The organism is Alphaproteobacteria bacterium, from assembly GCA_018063245.1.
GTDB lineage: Bacteria > Pseudomonadota > Alphaproteobacteria > JAGPBS01 > JAGPBS01 > JAGPBS01.
The window spans coordinates 1-19,431 of sequence record JAGPBS010000021.1 but is presented as its reverse complement, the minus strand read 5'-3'; the positions used below and the strand labels follow the sequence as shown (position 1 = coordinate 19,431).

Below are 19,431 nucleotides of genomic sequence, written 5' to 3'. Positions count from 1 at the left end.
CATGCTTTAAAAATTAAGCAGCTTTTGGCGCTTCAATCTTCTTATGAGCATCGTTTGCAACTTTCACTTTATCATCATGAGCGATTGCTTTTTCGCTATCCTTCAAAGCTTTGTGATAAAGCTTGCTGAGATGGCCAACGGCATAGAGCCACACAACCAAGAGGGCAACAACAATAATCGCAATATAAGAAATGACATCTGCAATAGTACCCGCTACAATAGCCATTAAAGCGAAATTGATGGCGCCACTTCCCCCTTTACCAAGACGGCCACCGACAACGTCAACAGCTGCCTTTCCTTTCATTTTCAATTCTTGATCAAGTGGAATATAAGCCATCTCTTTTGTCGGATCGAAAAGTGAGTATTTTGTCCCTTTGCTGAGCACGTTTTGAATACCCCCAACAATAACTGCCATGAAAAGTGATGATGTTCCAAGCGCAACAAAGTAAGGATCAAATGCATCTTGCATAAAGATAAATGCGAAGAACAGAACTGATGTTACAAGCATCATGATCGGTGTCATGATTGCGCCACGGAGCCATCCAAATTTTCCGACAATTCCTTTAAAAGAAAGCATGCAGATAATGGTCACAACACCTGTGATTGCAAGATATTTATCCATAAAGGCTTTATAATCAACATTTTCTGGATAATATAGGTTAGCTTGAGTTTTCCAAACAACCTCAACACAGCCAATCACAATACCGTAGCAAATCACAAGAAGAGCAATCATACCAAGATATTTTGATCTGAAAACGTAAGAAAGAGATTCTTTCACAGACAATTTTGCTTTTTTCTTGCCAACTTTTGCAGGCACATCATGTGGATCATAAAATCTTTTATCTGTCAGAACATTTTTGTTCATCCAACGATAAATTCCCATAAGGATAAAACAGCTCACAATCACAGCCGAGAATGTGAAAGTGATTTGGAAATCAAATTTTGCAGCCGCTGTGAGGAAATAGTGATCAAATATAGATTGAATCAACGGAAACAACCCTACAGCAATCATAGCAAAGTTTGCAATCAATCCAAACATACCATAGAAACGTTTCGCTTCTTGTGTTTTTGTGATCTCATTTGCAAACTGCCAGAACATGAGTGACAACATAACACTGCCCCAAAGCTCAGCAAATACATATATTAAGGAGAAACTCCAATTCGCAATCACTGGAAATACAGACTGAACTCGAGGATATTCCGCTTGCAATGACTCTGTCCAAGCTGCTGATAAATGCAGAACTTCATGATTCGGATAAAGAACAAATGCAAATAAGGCAAAATAAGCCAAGAATGGAACAGTTACTGCATAAAATAGCTTTTCCTTACTGAATACATTTGCCATTTTTGCATATAAAATCATAAACAAAATAGCGAATGGCAATACGACACCAAACTTTAGCACTGGAAGAACACTCGTTCCGCCTGACCCAATTACCAATGTGTCTTTGATACTTCTTAAAGCTGTATAATTGAATAAAATGAAGAACATCAAAAGCCCCATAGGGATAAACTTTTTCAGCTCCGCACCGTAAATTGGCCAGAAAAAGGCCCGGATGGGACTAAATGCTGGCGCATCTTTCTGAGAGAGACTCTCTTTTGTTGACATCGTATAAATCCTTACCTTCGTTAATAAGAAAAAATTAATAACAATCAGACAACCTGATTGTTCATATTTATACACTAAAACAAGAATATTTACAAGACATAAGAATAAAATGCACAAATTATTTAATGTATAAGGAAAACATTCGCAGCGTTAAACATAAAAAAACAACACAACGCGGAAAATAAACCGCTCAAGCAAGAATCAAGACGCGATATCCATTAAAAAAATTCATTTTTGTCATCAAATTGTCACATTCATTCTGTTATAGTGCCTGTGGAAGTATCTAGTGCTTGTTAATAAATGACTTTCGTCATTGCGAGGAGGTTCACGACATAGTCGGGAGCCGACGTGGCAATCTAGAAATTCGAAAGAGATTGCCACGCTTCGCTCGCAATGACGGTTCTTCCGCATTTATTAACAAGCACTAGATACTTATTAATGAAACATTAACGACTAAGTTTTTACCAGAATGAAGTTCTTTCGGCAAGATAAAATTAACATTTTCTTCACTTTTTTTCTAATATTCGTTTGCCAGGGAGCAGACGTGTTTGCGGAGCCTTCTTCATTTTCTGGCTCAAAACAGCTTCGTCTCGCAGGTTCTTCAACCGTTTTTCCGTTTAGTGCGATTGTTGCTGAGCTTTTTACAAAGCAACATCAGTACCCCGCACCCGTTGTCGAAAGCAATGGAACCGGCGGTGGTATTCATCAATTTTGTACAAGAACGGGCGATGGCTATCCTGACATTGTGAATGCTTCTCGACAACTTAAAGAGAGCGAGCGTCACTATTGCGCTCAAAATGGAATCGCAGACATTCACGAAATTGTGATCGGTTATGATGGCATTATTATTGCCAATAAGAAGGGAGAAAAATTATTTGACCTCTCTCCACAAGATCTTTGGCTAGCGCTCGCCAAAGAAATTCCTTACCAAGGAAAACTAATCCCGAATCCCAATACAAGCTGGAAAGATATTCAATCGACCTTTCCAAAACATGATATTGAAATCTTAGGACCTCCCCCCACTTCAGGAACAAGAGAGAGCTTTACAGAAACGATCATGCAAAAAGGCTGCCCTGATCTGACCAAAATTCTCAACATATCAGAACAAGATGCCAAGTTTCAATGCAGTCTTATTCGTGAAGATGGCGCCTTTGTTGATGCTGGTGAGAATGACAATCTGATCATTCAAAAACTTCAGAAAAATAAATATGCTCTTGGTGTTGTTGGATACAGCTATTATGCACGCAACACACATTTGATTCAGGCCTCTAAAATTTCAGGCACTGAAGCAACACCTGAAAATGTCCGGAATCATCGCTACACAGCAGCACGCTCACTTTTTATTTATACAAAACCTCCAGCCCCACTCAAGAAAGAAGCGCTCTACACCTTCATTGATTTTTATCTAAGTCAAGACATGCTCGGCGAAAATGGCTTTCTGGCACAAAAAGGACTTATCCCTTTAACAGAAACAGAGCGGCAGGCCCAAGATGTAAAAATCAAACAAGAGCTAAAAAAAGAAAGACGGCCTGAATGACCTTTCTCTTCACCTTTCTCTTTCTAACTTTATTAAGCGGTACCTATTTTATAGGCACAAAAAAAGCTTTCCATTTTTCTGCTGATCAAAGGCCAATGTCTAGACCTTGGTATCACGGCAGTTATATGTTATTTCAAGTCATGATTATGTGCGTCATGACCGCATTGTTTTGGTACATAATCAAAGATTTTCTCTTGGATCAATTTATCATTTACCGCATGGGTCATGCGCTTAACATCCACGATCACACGCTGCTGACTGAATATCTGTCCGATCTAAAACTATCTCTGATGATGAATCGGGAACCTGCTTTTGCTGAAGTTTCTGATTTTCTGCCTCTGTATCAATCATGGACTAAAAGATTCAACATCTTCTCAATTGTTCTGCTTTTTGGAACCCTCGGAACGACAGCTTATCTCGCCTACCGCAAGCTGAATCCAAAATTCAAAGCACGTGAAAAAACAGAAAAGCAACTCAAGGGCTTTTTCTTCATCTGTTCGATTGTCGCCATTTTTATCACAATCGGCATTGTCTTTACGCTGTTGTTTCAAGCTCTTCACTTCTTTGAAAAGATCCCTCTAACACAATTTCTCTTTGGAACACACTGGAGCCCTCAAACAGCAACGGGCCCAAATGGAGAAGACATTGTGACCTCCTATGGTGTTCTACCGGTCTTCCTGGGTACATTTCTCATTTCACTCATTGCGATGATTATTGCTGTGCCGATTGGCATTATGTCTGGGATCATGATCAGCGAGTACCTAACAACCAGTCAACGCCGGATTGTGAAACCCTTTCTTGAAATGCTGGCCGGCATTCCAACCATTGTCTATGGCTTTTTTGCCGCTCTTATTGTTGCGCCTTTTTTCAGACATATTGGTGATGCATTGGGCCTTTCTGTAAGCTCTGAATCAGCTCTTGCCTCTGGGATTGTTATGGGCATTATGATCATCCCCTTCATTAGCTCCATGACTGATGATGCTTTAAAAAGCATCCCACAATCATTAAGAGATGGCTCTTTAGGCCTTGGGGCAACAAAATCTGAGACAATCAAACATGTTGTTCTTCCATCAGCCCTGCCTGGCATTGCGGGCGGCATTCTGTTAGCTTTAAGCCGTGCCATTGGTGAAACCATGATTGTTGTCATGGCCGCAAGTATGGCTGCCAAAATGAGCATCAATCCATTAAACTCAGTCACAACAGTAACTGTGCAAATCGCATCTATTATGGTGGGCGATCAAGAATTTGACTCTCCCAAAACACTCTCTGCCTTTGCTTTGGGTCTTGTCTTATTTCTTTTGACTCTAGGCTTAAATATTTTAGCCTTGCACTTAGTGCGCAAGTATCAACAAAAATATGATTAGGATAGCCACATGATCATCAATGACCAAATTGACTATTTCCAATCTGGGCGCTATTTAAAAAATCTAGAACGCCGTTATCGAAAAGATCACCTTTTCCGATCTTTTGGTTTTTTTTCTCTTGGCATTAGCTTTTTATGTCTTGTAATGATCCTTGGCAATATTCTAATCGATGGGCTGCCAAGCTTTATGAAAAGAACAGTAACCATTCCCTTTACGCTTGAGCAACAAATCCTTGTTCAGAAAAGTGAGTCACCCCTTAAAACACTTTCCATCCTTTTGGAAAAGGAATTATCTGATGCAATTGACAGCGATCACATTGATCCTGATGTTATGTCCTTGATCAGCCCTTATGCAGCAGGTGACTTCTTGCAACAAATCCTCTCTTTCGAGCTTCCTAAAAAAGAAACAATGATTCGTCTCAACGCTTCCGATGACCTTGATCAATATTTCAGACATCCAAAAGAAACTCTTTTACAAGAAAAGCAAATCACATGGGCGCAAACACTCAATAGCAAAGATCTAATCACACGACACTTCAATATAGATTATCTCACAAAACCCGATAGCCGAGAAGCTGAAGAAGCTGGTATTGCAGGTGCGTTCATGGGATCATTCATGCTCATCATGATCACTGCCTTGATTGTCATTCCAGTTGGTATAGGCGCTGCACTCTATCTTGAAGAGTTCGCACCCAAAAATAAATTCATTGACCTGCTTGAAGTCAACATCAATAATCTTGCTGCCGTTCCTTCAATTGTCTTTGGTCTTCTGGGGCTTTCCATCTTCATCAATACGATGCATCTTCCAAGATCAACACCTCTTGTTGGTGGACTTGTTTTAAGCCTCATGACTCTGCCGCCTCTTATCATGAATGCACGTCTTGCGATCAGAAGCGTCCCAGCCTCCATTCGACATGCCGCTCTTGGCCTTGGTGCATCGCCCATGCAGGTCATTCTTCATCACGTTGTGCCTCTCTCAATGCCAGGCATTATGACCGGAACAATTATCAGTCTTTCCCGTGCTCTTGGTGAAACAGCACCTCTGTTAATGATTGGTATGGTTGCTTTTATTGCAGATATCGCTGAAAATCCGTTAGAAGCTGCAACAGCTTTACCCGTGCAAATTTACATTTGGGCAAACAATCCTGAAGTTGCCTTTATTGAAAAATCATCGGGCGCTATTTTGATTCTCATTTGCTTATTGATGATGATCAATAGTATCGCTGTCTATATTCGTCAAAAATTTGAAAAATCATGGTAGAAAAATGACTCAAAACCCATTCACAGACCTTCAAGAAACTCAAAGCACACCAGCGAAAATGAAAGCTGAGAACGTCAATGTCTTCTATGGTGCAAAACAGGCACTGCGCAATATATCTCTTGAGATTCCTGAACATAAGGTAACAGCACTGATTGGTCCTTCTGGTTGCGGAAAATCAACCTTCCTCCGATGTCTTAATCGTATGAATGACACGATTGTAAGTGTGAAGATAGAAGGCAAAATCTATCTCGGACAAGATGACATCTATCGTGACAATATTGATGTTGTGCAACTACGTGCAAAAATTGGCATGGTTTTTCAGAAACCAAACCCTTTTCCAAAGTCAATTTTTGATAATGTAGCCTATGGCCCTCGCCTTCATGGTTTGGTTGATTTAAAGCAAGATCTGGAAATCATCGTTGAAAAAAGCCTAAGGCGCGCAGGCCTCTGGACTGAAGTGAAGGATCGCCTTTTTGATCTCGGCACAGGCCTATCAGGAGGTCAACAACAGCGTCTTTGCATCGCAAGAGCGATTGCGATTCGCCCTGATGTGATTCTGATGGATGAGCCATGTTCAGCTCTTGATCCCATTGCAACTGCGCATATTGAAGAATTAATTGACGAACTCAAAGAAAAATATACAATAGTGATTGTCACTCACTCTATGCAACAAGCAGCGCGCGTCTCTGGCAGAACTGCCTTTTTCCATATGGGCGAGATGGTTGAAATTGGAGATACAGATGATCTCTTCACCAACCCAAAAGATGAAAGAACACAAGGATATATTACAGGCCGTTATGGATAATTTAACCAAATCAAGCAGATAATAAACAAAAAAACAAAGAACCTTACCATGATCCAGTCACAAAACCATATTGTTCAATCTTTTAACCGCGAGATCGCAGCTCTGCAATCTGTTATTAGTCAGATGGGCGGCCTTGCTGAAGAACAATTTCATCAGGCCATTCTCAGCTTACGTGAAAAAAACCAGGCCCTTACTGAAAAAGTGATCTCAACCGATAAAAGTATCAATGATCTTCAGCATCAAATTGATAACGAGAGCTTGCGTCTTATTGCACTTCGCCAACCGATGGCTTTGGATTTACGCATCATTCTCTCTTCACCCAAAATTGGCGCCTCGCTTGAACGCATTGGTGATTACACCTGCAACATTGCAAAAAGAGCGCAAACTCTTTTTAAACTTCCCAATTATGCCATTCCAGCGCCTTTATTCACAATGGCTGATATTGCTGAAATGATTCTGCATGATATTCTTGATGGGCTGATGCAGCATGACCTTGAAATCAGTATGCGCGCCTGGGAAAGAGATATTGAAGTTGACAAACTCCACTCATCTTTTACAATTGAAACACTTGATATGATGAAAAAAGATCCTGAGCAAATTGTAAGCGGAATGCATCTTCTTTTCATTGCAAAGAACATTGAACGGATTGCAGATCACGCAACCAATATTGCAGAGATGGCTCACTTCATCATTAAGGGAAAACACATAGATCAGAAACGCCCTAAATATGACACATCTAGCAGAACCATCATCTAAACAGAAACTCGGCACAATTCTCATCATTGAAGATGAGGAAGACTTGCGGATTTTACTGCAATATAACCTAGAGCAAAAAGGCTACACAGTTTTACTCGCAGCTGATGGACAAGTGGGCTTCGAAAAACTCATCAAATCACACCCAGATCTCATCATTCTTGACTGGATGCTCCCAACTGAAAGCGGCATTGAGATTTGTCGCCATATCCGTAAAAATGCACCAACACTTCTACAAAAAATACCCATTTTAATGTTAACAGCACGCGCAGCAGAAACAGATAAAATTACAGGCCTTGATATTGGTGTTGATGATTACATGACAAAACCTTTCTCCATTAAGGAATTGCTATCACGCATCCATGCGCTTTTACGCAGATCAAACGACTTCCAAGAAAAGCAAAATATTCTCACCTACAAAGACATTAGCCTGAATCTTGAACAAGGACTTGTTTTAAGAGATCAAACACTTCTAAAACTAAGTACTTCTGAGTTTCGACTCATCTCACTCTTTATCTCGAATCAGGGTAAAATCTTCACACGTGATGAACTCATTGATCATCTCTGGGGACTTGATCATGCGATTGAACCCAGAACGATTGATGTTCATATTAAAAGACTAAGAGCCATCCTCAATGATCAAAAAGAACAAACCATCATCCGGACAGTTCGCGGTCAAGGCTATGTGATGGGTTGATCTATAAGAGATCATCGTTAAGCTACAAACCTATTGCAAATAGTCCGCAAGGCTCAATCGACTTTCTTTTGCAATCAATGAGAAAATGCCCTCTTGTGAGAGAATCAAATCAGTAATTCTAGCCATTGCATAAGGAACATCAGCTCCATTCATCGTGATAATATCTTCTTGATAGATCGTCTCAAAAGCAACATGATCTTCTTTTGCTTGTTCAAAAGTTTTCATCTGATGACCCACTTTCGCCATTGCTTGCGTGAGTTCATCCATTGCACGATTCACATCATCCAGAGCTAATCCTAAAGCCACATGATCATTCGGCTGATCAATAATACGCTGCAAACCACTAAAAAAATAAGTTGCCCAGTCATCATCAGCTTTTAAACCATAATCTAAAACAGTGCTACCATCTGTTGTTGCATTCAAACTTTTTCCACTCCCGACATAATATTGACCAGTGGCAAGGGCTGCTTGATTATCATTACTTGGATTAATATCAACGGGCGGAATTGAGATCTCATTCCCTCCAAATAAATAAACACCAGCAATACTGCGATTTAAAGCATTTGCTAACTCGGCCTTATAATTTTGAGCAATCAAATCAATACGACCATTCTGGTTTCCTGGATTTCGCGCCTGAATTGTCATTGTTGTCATCTCATCAAGCATTCTATACACACTATTCAGGACACCTTCTGTTGATTGTATACGTGCAAGTACATTATCCATGTTCTCTTTATATTGACCAATTTTTGCAATCTCATTTTGAACAAAATTAAATTTTGGCAAATGACCCACCATGTCCGTATAACGAGACGCCTTTTGCTGTGTTGCAATCTGCGTCTCATAATCTGCAATTTGGCCACGACCTTTATTTGCACTTTTTAACATCAGTTCACGTATTGATGATGTCGCAACCCTGGTAATTGTCATCTTTAAAGTCCTCCGTCATATCGTTCTATACATTATATACTGTCTAACACCCTTGCAAATTTCATGCCATCAAAAATGGCAAAAAATGCAATTGATTTTATTGATTTTTTTAGGAAAGAGGTCATTCTTTGCCGATCTGACTAGGATCTTTTTACCACCTATTGATCGGCAAAAACTACCTCCCCCTCTTTGATCAAAACAACACCTTGAAATAAAATACTTTAAAAACAATTATTTATTAGAGCAAAAAGGGATGGCACGCTCCTTGCAATGAGGATGGTTCACAATTCTAAAAGGGAAATGAGTATGGCTCAACTCACAATGCAACGACACAATCCATTCGCTTATGAAGGGCGCGTTTCTATTCCTCAAGCGTCTGAGGCAAAGCCTAGTTCATATAAAGCATCAAAAAATGAGCAAACAGATCATTTTCAAAAAAACATATCAGAACAAAATGAGATAGAAACTGACACTAAAAAAATATCTGATAGAGGGCTCAAAAGGCGACAAGACACAAATGAGGCAAAATCTGATCAGCTCTCACATAAAAAATTAAAACCACTCCAAACAGAAAACCAAATTCAAGGATCAAAAGATTCTACAGAAACAATGATGCTTCCTGTTCAAGACGAACAGATACAGGAAACGCTCTCACTTGTCCTGCCTTCTGAAGAAGCAGATCTTTTTGCAGACCATGAAGAGAGTGAGGCTTCCTTTATTCCTCAAGAACCTGAATCTATTACAACCAAACGCCTCATCAAACAAAAACTTCATAACGACTTGGCTTCTATTGCCACTCTGGATGAGCCGCAAATTACATCATCTCAAGAAACAGTGAGTACAGAACAACTTGCTCAAACAGATATTACACCTAACCTTTTGCAAAATATAGATGAGCCCAAAGAGGAATCCCCCACACCTCAAATGAGCAATTCTCTTTTATCCGCAGCTCAGATCGAAGATGCAATACAAATCTCGCCTGAACAGACTTCAGACAAAGAGCCTGCTAAAGAACAAACTCAACCTGCTATGCTTTTTCCGACACAAAAACTGTCGGATACCGATGACCTTAAAGATATCTCGGAACTCAAAACAGATGACACAGCTCCTATAAAAGAAGCACCCAAACGTAAAAAATCAAAAGAAGCGGATGAAATAAGCCCGAAACAACTCAGTTTTGCCTTTATTGAAAAACCTGTACAAGAATTTGAACTGGTGAGTGAAGCGTCTGCTGCACCTCAAAAACTTGAGATAAAAACAGATTCAGAACCTCTCAATCTGCAGCAAGATACAGTCACACAAAATGAGTCAACTGATGCAGAAAAGCCTGACCAAGTTGCTCTTCCTAAAAATATGCCTTTATCTTCTGAAACAACAGTGAACCCTTCATCAAATGATAAGCCATTAGAGGCATTCGGGATGATTGCAAACACTCCTCTTTCTACGACAGGCTCTTTAACTGATCTAACATCACCAGCCTCTTCTATTATGCCGGCTCCAAATCAAACAGCTCCTGAGCAAGTTGCCGTTAAGCTCATTACAGCTTTAAACAATGGCGATGACCAGATCAACATTCGTCTCACACCTGAAGATCTTGGTGAAATTACAATCAAATTGAACATCTCAGATAACCGTGTGAATGCCCTAATTCAATCTGATAATCCTGAAACCCTTAAACTGCTGCAAAAAGATAGTCAAACTCTTGAAAATGCTCTGAAAGATTCTGGGTTTACGCTTGAATCACACAATATGGAATTTTCATTTTCAGGCGGCAGCTCAAGACAAGACCAGCAAATTCTACAAAATGAGTTCACCCAGAACAATCCATCTCTTCTGAATGATGACATGCTCACTTCCTTAACTGAGCTTACAGCGAGTGATGCCCAAGGACGTGACTATATTTTAACACCAACCAAAGTAGATATTCATATTTAAGCAATCCAACGAAAATGAGGACACTATGTCAATGATCGATGCAAATACTTTCTCAACAAACGATCCCTACAGAGCAAATCGGGAAAATTTGTCACGGACCACCAATAAGAATGAAGAATATCTCGCAAAGCTAAAAAAAATAAAAGAAAAGACAAGTGATCCTGAAGAAATCAGAGCTCTGATGAATCCTGATGGCAATCAAACATCAAAAAAATCAATCATTCGCGCCGATGAACAAAAGGATATGTTCTTAAAAATTTTGATGGCTCAGCTTAAAAACCAAGGCCTTGATCCTCCGAAAACAGAAAAATTTGTTCAACAACTCTCACAGTTTGTGACAAATGAACAGCTTATTGAAGTGAATAGCAAACTTGAAAAGCAAATGGAATCAGTGAACAAACAAGAATTTTACGCCGCAACAAATCTGATTGGAACCGAAGTCGATTTCCAGACCAATGATATTAGTCTGGCTGATGGCGCTGCACTCTTCTCATACGATGTCCCCGATGATGAAACACTCACAGAAGTCAAAGTGATGATCACAAATGCAAGCGGTCTGCCTATCAGGGAAACAAAAGGGCCTGCCCAAACAGGACGTCATCAATTGGCTTGGGATGGTAAAAACACACAAGATCTACAACAAGAAGATGGCCTTTATAAAGTAAGCGTCACTGGCGTCAAAGCCAATGGTGAGATGATGCCTCTCAAAACATACAACCGTGAAATCATTACAGGAATTCAACCAAGAAACAAAAAAACTTACCTCAGAGCAGGTTCACGAGAATTCCTCATTGATAAAGTTGATTCATTCAACATGCCTAGATCACAAGTTCAACAACCCACCACCGTGTCTGCTGATATCAGTGCAGAGATCAGCAATCAACTCAAAGGGTTTTTTGAGAATCTAGCAGAACTCAAAGCTGAAGAACCTGTTATAGCACCGGCTATAGAAGCGCTTCCTGTTGAAGCTCTGGCCAACCCTATTGAAGTAAATTAAATACAACAAGAAAAAAACAAAGGAGAATACAAATGTCAACTTATGGTGCACTCATTGCAGCAAGATCAGGCCTTCAAGTTCAGGCTCAAGAACTTGGTAAACGCGGTAACAATATTGCCAACATTAGTACGAATGGATATAAACGTATCTTATCTCATATTGAATCACAGGTTACTCAAACAAACCAAAATACAGCATACAGCCCAGGCGGTGTCAGAAATACAGTCCGCAATACGATTTCTGAACAAGGATTGATTCAAGCATCTAACTCAGCGACACACACAGCGATTTCCGGTGGTGGATTTTTTGTGCTCAACTCAGGGGGCAACGACCAGACTCCTTATTTCTCACGTGATGGCGCCTTTACAGCTGACAATCTCGGCAATCTGAAACTAGGAAACTTCTTCCTGCAAGGATGGCTTCTTGATATTAACGGCAACCCACCTGCTGCTAATGCCGATATTTCAAGTCTAACACCTGTCAACACCTCAACTTTTAATGGTATTGCTTCAGCAACAACAAGAGTTGAGTTCGGGATGAACCTAAACGCTGGAGAAAAACTCGGGGCAACATCGATTGTTCTAGGGTCAACACCAGTTGATGCGACAGAACTGCAAGCTGCTCTTGGAAACCCAGGCGTGACAACCGACTTTAATATTTCAATTAATGGCGGCGCGAATGTAAATATTCCTATCCTCGTAACGGATACGCTGGCAGCTCTTGTCACAAAAATTAACACGGCAGTCCCAACCATTACCGCAACTGAAACAAATGGACAGTTGGTTATTAAAGCAAACTCAATGACTGATACCATCACAATCACAAATGGTGCTGTTGGGAATATCGTCAATTCCTTCTTCCAAAAACCTCAAGTTGTCAAAACAGGGTATGACTTCAGAAGAAGTGTTACCGTTTACGATACACTTGGTACACCAAGAGAAGTTCAGCTCGACTTTAAAAAAGCGGCTACAAACTCTTGGGATATAGAAGCCAGAGTTGCAGATCCAACACTCGCAACAACAGTGAATGGCCTTATTGGGATAGGTACACTCTCATTTAACACAGACGGCTCACCAGCTGGTATCACAGGTACGCTGGGCAGTCCAATCGTTATGCCTTGGGATCCAATGGTCACAGGTGCGGGTAACCAAACAATCACCTTTGACTTCGGTGTAGATAGCAGCGGAAACAAAACAAAAGGGAACGTTACACAGCTCACATCAAACTATAACGTTAACTTCGTCAACCAAAACGGTGCTGCACTGGGTCTTAAAACAGGTATTGCGATTGATAAAGATGGATATGTAACAGCCTCTTTCAGTAACGGTCAGTTCAAAAAGCTCTATCTTTTACCAATTGCAACATTTGCAAATCCGGATGGTCTTTCTGCTAAAACAGGGAACGTCTTCACTCAAACGTCAGATTCTGGGGAATATAACTTACGTCAAGCCGGTGACAGTGGTGCAGGTAAAATTGCTGAAGGCTCACTTGAACTTTCAAACGTTGATATTGCAACAGAGTTTACGGATATTATTCAGATCCAAACAGCTTACAGCGCGAATACAAAAGTGATTTCAGCTGCAGATCAAATGATGAAAGAACTCACAAATCTACGCTAATGATTTTGAACTAATTAACAGGCAGTCTTTAAGACAGCCTGTTAATTAATTTTTTTCAATATAGTGATATCCTATATTGAATAATAGGAGATTCAATATGATTCAACTCATCAAAACAGTTATTCTTTCAGTCATTCTGGTAACCTGCCTTGCTCTGAAAACAGAAGCAATTACAATCAGCGGTAATGGGTCCTTTAATATCACTTATCTTGTCCCTAAAAGTGGAGCACTGCCTTTTGATCTTGTTGGGAATAGTACTTGGACAATCACAAACTACTCATCAACTGGATTCGATCTTTCCATCTCTATGAAAAACAATACTGTTGTCTCCCCTAATTATGCCTCAAAAGATGCACGCATCACAGCTTTTGGTTTTAATATCGATCAAGATATGGATATCTCTAAATTTAAGAAAGGAACTGCTTTTTTAAATTATGACACAGACACAACCTTACCTTCATTCGGAAAAGTTGACATGTGTATTTTTGGCGGTAATAATTGTTCAGGCGGGAGTAATGGGGGTCTTTTCGCAGGACTTACTAATACCGTCTCTTTCAGACTCGACCTTGCAGACTGCGATGATCCAGTTAAAAATTTCACCTTAACCACCTTTGGTATGAAATGGCAAACAGCCTGGGGATCTTTTGAACCTGAGGGCTGTGTTGGTAGTTCTTGTAATACAACAACAATTTCCGTTGAGCCTGAATCAATTTTCCTTATTCTTGCAGGACTAGGGCTCATGGTTGTATTGTCACGATACGGTCAAGCTTAATTTCACCTCTTACAACCCCAGAAAGTATGTGTTTTTCTTATGAAACTCACGCATTATGTCATTTTTTATTACATTTCTCTCAAAATCAAAACATAAAATTTATTTAAAATATTGATTTTATTGACTACTAATTTTGGTATAGTTTATGCATTAAGCAATCTTGCACTGTACAATTTGCATATATTGCTAAATATATCAGGAGATTATAATGACATCCTTACAAAAGCGACTACTCACTCCTCTGATCATGATAGGTACGCTTCTCTTTTCAAGTAATGCATTGGCAGATGCCATCGTCCCTATCACTGGAAACACATCCTTTAATATCATTTACTCTATGCTTGTTCCTGTTACAGGTGGTATTGGCCCCATTACACTCAATGCAACAAGCACGTGGACAGTCACAAATTTTACGAGCACATCTCTTGATCTGACAGTTGCCATTACCAATACAACGATTTTACAAAACGATTACACGAAAGCAAATATCATGTCTTTTGGTTTTAACGGCAATCCAACCGTCCATGGCACCCTCACAACTGCCGGCACAGTATTTGATGGGATATCCTCACCAGGAAATCTGCCATCTATTGATAATACAATAGATGTTTGTGTTTGGGCTGGCAATAATTGCTCTGGAGGAAGCATCAATAATGGATTATCTACGCCCAGCTCTGACAGCGTGAAACTCCACTTAACTTATGCTTCAACTTCGTTGCTAACACTCAACACCTTTGGCATCAAATGGCAAACAACGGGAACATCTTATGCATTCACAGGCTGCCTGCAAGGAAGCTCAGGATGTGGCATATCAACCCCTGAACCAGGATCAGCGCTTCTCTTACTGGGAGGCCTTGGATTCATCACCTTTTTCTCCAAACGTCAAAGAAGCAAAAAATAATTCAGCAAAAAATGTTCGCACAACAAACATTCTGTTGTGTTTTTGCACATCTCGTGCATTTCCACCCATCCATGAAGATTGTAAAATATTGATTTTGTTGGAAATAATTCGCGGCACGCTTAATGCAATGAATAGGGTGAGAATAAATCATTGCGAGCCATACAAATTACTGAAAACATCGACAAACAATAGATTGATTTTATTCTTCCTATAAGTAGAAAAAGCATATTTGAATATAAAAAGGAGACTAAAATGATATATTTTAATAAACACATACTGGCTCCCTGTTTGGCCTTAGGAGCACTTCTCTTCTCAAATCCTGCATGGGCGGATGCCACAGTTCCGATCACAGGCAATGGGTCTTTCAATATAGATTACTCTCTCTTCGTTCCTTTTGATGGCAGCATCGGCCCTATCACGCTCAGTGCAACAAGTGCATGGACAGTGACAAACTTCACAAGTACATCACTTGATTTAGCAATCACAATGAGCAATACAACTGTCCTTCAAAATGGATATACAAAAGCAAATATTTTGTCTTTTGGGTTTAATGGCAATCCCACAGTCGCAGGAACTTTCATAAATCCAGGTTTTGTATTTGATTCAATCAGCTCCCCTGGAAACCTGCCTTCGATTGATAATTCAATTGATGTTTGTGTTTGGTCAGGCAATGGTTGTCCTGGAGGACCTATCAATGATGGATTAACTTCCCAGAGCGCTGATACTGTTCTTCTACACTTAACATACAGTTCAACTGAAACACTCACACTCAACACATTTGGTCTTAAATGGCAAACAACGGGAACATCTTACGAGTTCACCGGCTGCCTCAGAGGAAGTGATCAATGTAACCCAACCCCTACACCTGAACCAGGATCTATGCTCCTCATGTTTGGTGGGCTTGGTTTGATGCTTGCCGGATATCGCAGATACATCAATTAAGTCAATCTGTCACAACAAAAAATATAGGCCCTTTCAGGGCCTTTATTTTTTAGCATCTTAAATCATTTCAAAAAGCCACTTGATTTGCGCTCTATTCTCAGGATTTGGCGCTGTCACGCCTTTGATCACAATTTGCTTTGTTGAGACTGGATTTTTCCCATCACCAAAATAAATGCTTGGTTCAATCGAAAGCTCTTCGCCATGCGCTGACATTTTCCAACCCGATCCACTCGGCAATTGCAATAAAACCGCCTTACTTTCTTGAATGAGAGATAGCTTTACCTTCGGATGCAAATGGAAGCGTATAGCAAATTCTTTACCGGTTGGCCCTTCGAGAATATCTTCACCACTCAATACTTGACCATTTTCAGACAGATGGAAAAGACGTCGATGGCGCGTTTTGTGATTAAACATATAGCCATCATGACTCATTGAAAGGGATATTCTGTTTTCTTCCTGATCCACATAATGAGCAATGTCCGATGGTTTTTTACCAAGACCTTTGGCGAGCACTTCAGATGAATTGGTGTCTTCTAACGTCAAAGTTGAATGAGCCGCTGTCGTTGCCAGAAGACGATCCCAATGATCATGACTATTTTGTGGATGCCCACAATTCACAATGAGTCTTTGTTTATTGCTCGAAAACTCAAAAGCAAAAGTTCCAGCATGGGCCCAATGATCAAAAGGAGATTCTGGCGGAACGCCAACATCAACAAAAAGCAAAGATTTGCCTGCAGAAATCCGCTCATAACCTGAACGCGGAAATGATTTCTGATTCTTCACTTTGTGATCCAGGTGTGTCTGCAGCGTCGTCAAAAAATCTTTATCCTGCTCCCAACTACCTTGGAACAAAAAGAGTCCACCATCTTGAGACATTAAAAACTTCAGATAAGGAGCCATTTGCTTTAAAGTCTGATTCAATTGAACTGGAATCGCTCTATTCGAGGCCTGGTACAAATATTTAATATCAATCAACAGACGCATCAACTCAACATGATGAGTCGGATTGCGTGATTGATGAAATCCATCCGCGGTCAAGAGGCTTACGGTGATTTTAAAAAGTCGCTTCTCATAAGAGGTAATCAACCGCTTTGATTCAGGCAAATTGAAAAGACCATATAGAATCCCTCTAATAATCGTCACCTGACGATTGCCTTGATAGGTTGAAAAATTCAAACGCAGCAAATGCTTGATTTGCTGGAAGATATAACGCCTTACATCATTAATAAAAGTCTCATTTGCTGAGGAAGCATAAAAATCATAGAGAGCAATCAGATGATAAACGCGCTTTGCAATACGATCTCCGGCCCAGGAGAATTCATCCCACTTTTCATTCTTTTCAAACCAATCCATGATCATATCGCGTGCTTTACGGCGCGCTGTTTCAACAGATGTTTCCCTCAGATCTCTGAGCCAATGGAAACTATGCGCATAATTTCGCCATGTTTGCGGCAAAAATGGATCATTCCATGGAATTGTATTGCCTTGATAGGAGTGACCTTCAAACTCATAAACATTGCTTAAGATCTGAAAACCAATATCGCGATTACCTGGCCAAGGATCATGAGGCATCACCGAAATGCTTGCATGCAATGGTGGCTTTAAGGATAAGTGGTAAAAGGGCAACCGGAAAGCTAACGTTTTAACTTGCTGAATGGTTGTTTGAAGTCTGTCCATCAGTCACCTCGCCACTCTCAAAGCATTGATGCGATCAGCATAATGCTCAGGCGAACCATTAAAAACAGCCGTACCTGCAACAAGGATATCAGCACCTGCCTTGATAACAGATCCTGCAGTTGTCGTTGTTATGCCGCCATCCACTTCCAGCAAAATGGCCCGACCGTTGCGATCAATCATCTCGCGCGTTTTTTCAATTTTAGAAAGCTGACTGTTCAAAAAGCTTTGCCCTCCAAACCCAGGATTCACCGTCATGATCAAAATCAAATCGATTTCATTTAGCAGCGGCTCAAGGTAAGAGACTGGCGTTCCAGGATTAATCGAAAGTCCCGCTTTAACGCCAAATGATTTAATGAGCTGAATCGTTCGATAGACATTTGGTCCCGCTTCCGCATGGACTGTAATAATATCACTGCCCGCTTCAACAAAAGCTGGAATCATGGAATCAGTCGGCGTGATCATCAGATGCACGTCAAATGGCTTTTTCGTCAAAGGCCGCAAGGCTCTCACAACAGAAGGACCGTAAGAAATATTCGGCACAAAATGACCATCCATAATATCCATATGGAAATAATCAGCACCGCCAGCTTCGGCAGCCAAAAGCTCAGCGCCCAATTTTGTAAAATCGGCGGCTAAAAGAGAGGGGGCAATTGAAATCTGTCTATTCATAGCCTTAGTATATGCGATTGATGTGAGAAGCGAAAGCATCTTTATGCTTTAATGTGATATTTTTTTCTGAAAGAAGCGATCCATAAAACTGGAGCCTTTCAAAATAATTCATTCTTTCCTTGGTCTTTTGAAAAAAGTCTGCTAGTGTTTCAAAGATTTCAAAATAAACAAATTTTCACGATGAAAGGCTTTCCGCTAATGTATGAACATGAAAAATATTCCAATTTATTCATTGTCAACCACCCTCTCGTTCAACATAAGCTCTCGCACATGCGCGATGAAACAAGAACCACCATGGGATTCCGCCGCCTTTTAAGAGAAATCGCTCTTTTGATGGGATACGAAATCACCCGTGACCTCCCAATTAAATATGAAACAATCCAAACACCTATCTGCGAGATGAGCGCTCCGTTCCTTGATGGTAAAAAAATCGCCATCGTTCCTATTCTGCGTGCAGGCCTTGTCATGGCTGACGGGCTTCTCGATCTTATGCCAGCCGCAAAACTCGGCCATATTGGCCTTTATCGCCACCCTGAAACACACATGCCTGTGGAGTATATGGTTAAGCTTCCAACAGCTGAAGACCGCCTTTTTATCCTGGTTGACCCGATGCTCGCAACAGGAAATTCAGCCGCTTACGCTTGCGACGTTTTAAACAAACACGGCGTTCCGGATGAACGCATTAAATTCCTGTCCTTGGTTGCAGCGCCTGAAGGCATTGAGGTCTTCCAAAAAAGCCACCCGCGCGTTCCTCTCTTTACAGCCTCACTCGATGAAAAATTGAATGAGAAAGCCTACATCGTTCCAGGACTTGGCGATGCGGGTGATCGCATGTTCGGGACGATGTAAATATCAACAATCGATAATAGATATTTTCCCTCTGTCAAGGCAAAATAGAAATGTCCGCTTTAGAGCAAGATAGAAATGTCCGCTTTAGAGGATAAGTTATCCAAAAGTCCACAAC

General features: G+C 40.5%; 17 protein-coding genes. 13 read left to right on the top strand and 4 right to left on the bottom strand.

Going from position 1 to position 19,431, the window contains the following annotated elements; genetic code table 11:
* Positions 1-13: 13 nt before the first annotated feature.
* Positions 14-1,609: an NTP/NDP exchange transporter gene (locus KBF71_04290; GenBank protein ID MBP9877537.1), complete on the bottom strand. Its 1,596-nt coding sequence runs from the start codon at positions 1,607-1,609 to the stop codon at positions 14-16.
* Between the two features lie 544 nt (positions 1,610-2,153).
* Between KBF71_04290 and KBF71_04285 the strand changes: the two genes are divergently transcribed.
* The 6 genes from KBF71_04285 to KBF71_04260 all read left to right on the top strand — a co-directional run bounded on the left by KBF71_04285 (position 2,154) and on the right by KBF71_04260 (position 8,025).
* Positions 2,154-3,146, top strand: a complete 993-nt coding sequence (locus KBF71_04285; GenBank protein ID MBP9877536.1) for a substrate-binding domain-containing protein — start codon at positions 2,154-2,156, stop codon at positions 3,144-3,146.
* Positions 3,143-4,510 (top strand): phosphate ABC transporter permease subunit PstC, encoded by a 1,368-nt coding sequence (pstC, locus tag KBF71_04280; GenBank protein MBP9877535.1) that lies wholly within the window; start codon positions 3,143-3,145, stop codon positions 4,508-4,510. Before KBF71_04285 ends, pstC begins: the two co-directional genes overlap by 4 nt.
* A gap of 408 nt (positions 4,511-4,918) precedes the next feature.
* Positions 4,919-5,770, top strand: coding sequence for a phosphate ABC transporter permease PstA (gene pstA / locus KBF71_04275; GenBank protein MBP9877534.1), 852 nt, complete (start codon positions 4,919-4,921; stop codon positions 5,768-5,770).
* 4 nt (positions 5,771-5,774) lie between these two features.
* Positions 5,775-6,575 (top strand): phosphate ABC transporter ATP-binding protein, encoded by an 801-nt coding sequence (locus KBF71_04270; GenBank protein MBP9877533.1) that lies wholly within the window; start codon positions 5,775-5,777, stop codon positions 6,573-6,575.
* A 48-nt stretch (positions 6,576-6,623) separates the two neighbouring features.
* Positions 6,624-7,331: a phosphate signaling complex protein PhoU gene (gene phoU, locus KBF71_04265; protein ID MBP9877532.1), complete on the top strand. Its 708-nt coding sequence runs from the start codon at positions 6,624-6,626 to the stop codon at positions 7,329-7,331.
* Positions 7,303-8,025 (top strand): response regulator, encoded by a 723-nt coding sequence (locus KBF71_04260; protein MBP9877531.1) that lies wholly within the window; start codon positions 7,303-7,305, stop codon positions 8,023-8,025. Before phoU ends, KBF71_04260 begins: the two co-directional genes overlap by 29 nt.
* 30 nt (positions 8,026-8,055) lie before the next feature.
* On the opposite strand, the gene KBF71_04255 is transcribed toward KBF71_04260, so the two are convergent.
* Positions 8,056-8,955: a hypothetical protein gene (locus tag KBF71_04255; GenBank protein MBP9877530.1), complete on the bottom strand. Its 900-nt coding sequence runs from the start codon at positions 8,953-8,955 to the stop codon at positions 8,056-8,058.
* A gap of 306 nt (positions 8,956-9,261) precedes the next feature.
* Here KBF71_04255 and KBF71_04250 point away from each other — a divergent pair, with 306 nt between their 5' ends.
* The 6 genes from KBF71_04250 to KBF71_04225 all read left to right on the top strand — a co-directional run bounded on the left by KBF71_04250 (position 9,262) and on the right by KBF71_04225 (position 16,121).
* Positions 9,262-10,890, top strand: coding sequence for a flagellar hook-length control protein FliK (locus KBF71_04250; GenBank protein MBP9877529.1), 1,629 nt, complete (start codon positions 9,262-9,264; stop codon positions 10,888-10,890).
* A gap of 25 nt (positions 10,891-10,915) precedes the next feature.
* Positions 10,916-11,887: a hypothetical protein gene (locus KBF71_04245; GenBank protein ID MBP9877528.1), complete on the top strand. Its 972-nt coding sequence runs from the start codon at positions 10,916-10,918 to the stop codon at positions 11,885-11,887.
* Positions 11,888-11,919: 32 nt separating this feature from the next.
* Positions 11,920-13,506 carry a flagellar hook-basal body complex protein gene (locus KBF71_04240; protein ID MBP9877527.1) on the top strand — a complete coding sequence of 529 codons (1,587 nt, stop codon included), beginning with the start codon at positions 11,920-11,922 and terminating at the stop codon, positions 13,504-13,506.
* A gap of 97 nt (positions 13,507-13,603) precedes the next feature.
* Positions 13,604-14,278, top strand: coding sequence for a cistern family PEP-CTERM protein (locus KBF71_04235; protein ID MBP9877526.1), 675 nt, complete (start codon positions 13,604-13,606; stop codon positions 14,276-14,278).
* A 208-nt stretch (positions 14,279-14,486) separates the two neighbouring features.
* Positions 14,487-15,179: a cistern family PEP-CTERM protein gene (locus tag KBF71_04230; protein ID MBP9877525.1), complete on the top strand. Its 693-nt coding sequence runs from the start codon at positions 14,487-14,489 to the stop codon at positions 15,177-15,179.
* Between the two features lie 252 nt (positions 15,180-15,431).
* The gene (locus KBF71_04225; GenBank protein MBP9877524.1) at positions 15,432-16,121 is read left to right on the top strand and encodes a cistern family PEP-CTERM protein; all 690 of its coding nucleotides are present in this window, start codon (positions 15,432-15,434) and stop codon (positions 16,119-16,121) included.
* Between the two features lie 57 nt (positions 16,122-16,178).
* Here KBF71_04225 and KBF71_04220 read toward each other — a convergent pair whose 3' ends face one another.
* Entirely contained in the window at positions 16,179-17,798 is a 1,620-nt protein-coding gene (locus tag KBF71_04220) for a heparinase II/III family protein (GenBank protein MBP9877523.1), read from the bottom strand.
* Between the two features lie 3 nt (positions 17,799-17,801).
* Complete coding sequence (locus KBF71_04215; protein ID MBP9877522.1) at positions 17,802-18,467, bottom strand: ribulose-phosphate 3-epimerase; 666 nt, start codon at positions 18,465-18,467, stop codon at positions 17,802-17,804.
* Positions 18,468-18,665: 198 nt separating this feature from the next.
* Between KBF71_04215 and upp the strand changes: the two genes are divergently transcribed.
* Positions 18,666-19,316 carry a uracil phosphoribosyltransferase gene (gene upp / locus KBF71_04210; GenBank protein ID MBP9877521.1) on the top strand — a complete coding sequence of 217 codons (651 nt, stop codon included), beginning with the start codon at positions 18,666-18,668 and terminating at the stop codon, positions 19,314-19,316.
* Positions 19,317-19,431 lie beyond the last annotated feature (115 nt).